This window comes from Vibrio sp. V19_P1S1T109, assembly GCF_002241375.1.
GTDB lineage: Bacteria > Pseudomonadota > Gammaproteobacteria > Enterobacterales > Vibrionaceae > Vibrio > Vibrio anguillarum.
On record NZ_NDIM01000282.1, the window covers coordinates 1 to 2,835 of the forward strand.

A 2,835-nucleotide genomic window follows, 5' to 3' on the forward strand; every position below is an offset into this window, starting at 1 on the left:
AAGCCATAGAATCTATTTAAAGAGAGATCGCTCTCGAAATTTTGTGATTGCTTTTTAGTGTTGCAACCGAATGAGCGACCCCATCACATAAACATATTTATAAAATCAATAATATCCACTCTGTTTTAATGAAAGCCTGTTTATACGTATGAGTATGTTATGAAACTAAAAATTGTTACTAGCGCAATACTTGCTTCTATTGCCGCTTCTTCTTTCGCTGCTGATGGCGATATTCATCAGGTTACCATTCTTGGTACTTCCGATATTCACGGGCATTTTATGCCATGGGATTATGCTGCTGACAAACTGAATATGCAGGGGAGTCTAAGTCAAATCGCCACCAAGGTTAAACAGATACGAGAGCAAGATAAAAACGTTATTTTAGTGGATGCGGGAGATACGATTCAGGGAAACTTTGTTGAAACGTTTAAGCATGAAGCCGTTGACCCTATGATGCTCGGTTTTAATGAGATGAACTACGATGTTTGGGTGCTGGGTAACCATGAGTTTGATTTTGGTTTATCGGTATTAAATCGCTCCCTGACTCAATTTAAAGGCCGAGCGTTAGCCGGGAATATTCAGAGGCCCGATGGCAATCCATTCTTACCCGCCGCAACAATTATTGAAAAAAATGGCGTCAAGATCGGTATTATTGGAATGGATACTCCGATGACACAAGTGTTTGCTGAAGGCACGAATCGCCTTGAAGGCATGAGCTTCACTAACCCAACACTTGAAGTAAAAAAAGTGATTGGGCAGATAAAAAATGATGTCGATGCGATCGTTTTGGTTGCGCACATGGGGCTGGATAACGAAAACGACATCAAAGATACGGGCGTATCTGATATTGCCAATGCTAACCCAGAAATCGATGCCATTGTTGCTGGCCACATGCACCTAAAATTGATAAAGCGACGGTAAACGGTGTCATCATTACCGAGCCTGACAAATATGGACGCGTTTTATCTCGAATCGATTTCCAATTTGAAGAAAAGGATGGCAAATACACGCTCGTTCATAAAGACAGCTTCACTTACCCTATAAAAGGTGTTGATTCTGATTCGAAAATGGAAACGCTGTACGCACCTTATCATCAACGCTTACGAGAAAATGCCAATCGCGAAATTGCGATACTTGACGGAGTCGACTTGGTTCCTGATGATGAAATACGCGGTATCCCTCAAGTGCATATTCAAGATACCGGCATCAGTGCGCTGTTTCAGGAAGCCAGTTTTTTCTACGCGCCAAAAGCAAACGTGATCGCACTGCAAATTGATAATGACCAAGCTCAACTTGATACTGGCCCAATCAAAGCAAAAGATATCGCGTTTAACTATCAATATGCTGGTGGTGAAATTACGGTTTACCAAATGACGGGTAAAGAGCTGCGCACCTACATGGAATGGGCCGCTGGGTATTTCAATTCCGTCTCGCCAGGCGATGTGACTTATAGCTTTGATCCAAAGCGGCGCGCATCGAAATACTCAACCAATGATTTTTTTGCGGGTGTCACTTACACCATTGATCTTACTCAACCTGCGGGTAAGCGAATTAAAGATCTGCGTTTTGCTGGTGGACAACCGATTGATGATACTAGTGATATTCGGTTGGGTATGAATAGTTACCGAATGGGGCATTTGACGCAGAAAGGGGGTAGCCTTGAAGGGCGGTCATTCCCGATTATTTTTGACTCGGAAGCGGAATATGGCGAAGAGGAAGGAACTATTAGAAACCTAACGATCCGCTATCTCACCCAAGAGAAACAAGGCCGCTACGAAGGGAAACCAATGCAACGTTGGAAGCTGGAAGGTTTGCAAGGGTATGAATCGGAACGTGCCATCGTGAAAGCTCTAATTAATAGTGGCCAAATTGATGTACCAAGTAGTGATGATGGGCGTTATAGCAATATCGCCTCGATCAATGTTAAAGCACTACTTTTTACCAATAAGGCCGCGGCTGAAGAGGCAATCAATGCGCGTATTTTGCAAAGTAGCCAAGCTTCTGATGCTGAAAAACAGCGTATCAATCGAGAGATTGTATTGCTCAAGGCATTGAATGCTAATGTTTTAGATTAGCTAAAGTTTTAAATTAACGGTTAAGGCTCTGGCCAAAAGTCAGAGCCTACTACTTTAACGACTAACTCATCAATAACCAGAATCCAACACCTATCATCAATGAGCCTGAAATACGGTTCATTAGACGCACATTTTTTGAATGCCCTAGAGCTCGTTTTAACCCCTTGCCACCTGTTGCGTAAAGTGTCATACAGACAAATTCTGAGACCATAATAATGGACACCAGCAGTAATAGTTGAGGTGCAAGTGGTGCTTCACTATTAATAAAAGGCGGAAGTAGGGAGATCATAAACGCCCAGCCTTTAGGGTTAGCAATCGCGGTCACAAAACCTTGCATGACAAGATCCCAGTCTTTGTTATGGGGAGTGACTTGTGAGTCGCTACTGAGGGCAAGCTTGCCTTTTGAGCGCCACATCTGAATGCCTATATAGCCAAGATAGATGGCACCGATGGTTTTGAATCCGGTAAAGAGCCAAGGGTAATTGAGCATAATCGAAGCCATCCCCAAAACGGCTGCGATGGAAACGAACGCCACACCGACGATCTCTCCCATCATCATCCATAAAGTTCGGCGATAACCAATACTCATCCCAAGACTCAGTGCCAATGTCATGCACATACCTGGAGGGCTCTTCTCCGCTTAGGTGAGCTTGATATTTGGGTAAAAAGTTGAGTGGGTATCAGGAACCGATGTTTGTCTGATCTTCAACTTAAAATAGTCTGTATCTCTCACTCCTCTGGCTCTTCGTCTAAGTAATCC

General features: G+C 43.4%; 2 pseudogenes. One reads left to right on the plus strand and one right to left on the minus strand.

Annotated elements, in window-relative coordinates:
- Positions 1-159 precede the first annotated feature (159 nt).
- Positions 160-2,075 (plus strand): annotated as a pseudogene (locus B9J87_RS13730) (bifunctional metallophosphatase/5'-nucleotidase).
- A 61-nt stretch (positions 2,076-2,136) separates the two neighbouring features.
- Here B9J87_RS13730 and B9J87_RS13735 read toward each other — a convergent pair.
- A pseudogene (locus B9J87_RS13735) lies at positions 2,137-2,700 on the minus strand (LysE family translocator); the annotation flags it as partial.
- Between the last annotated feature and the right edge of the window lie 135 nt (positions 2,701-2,835).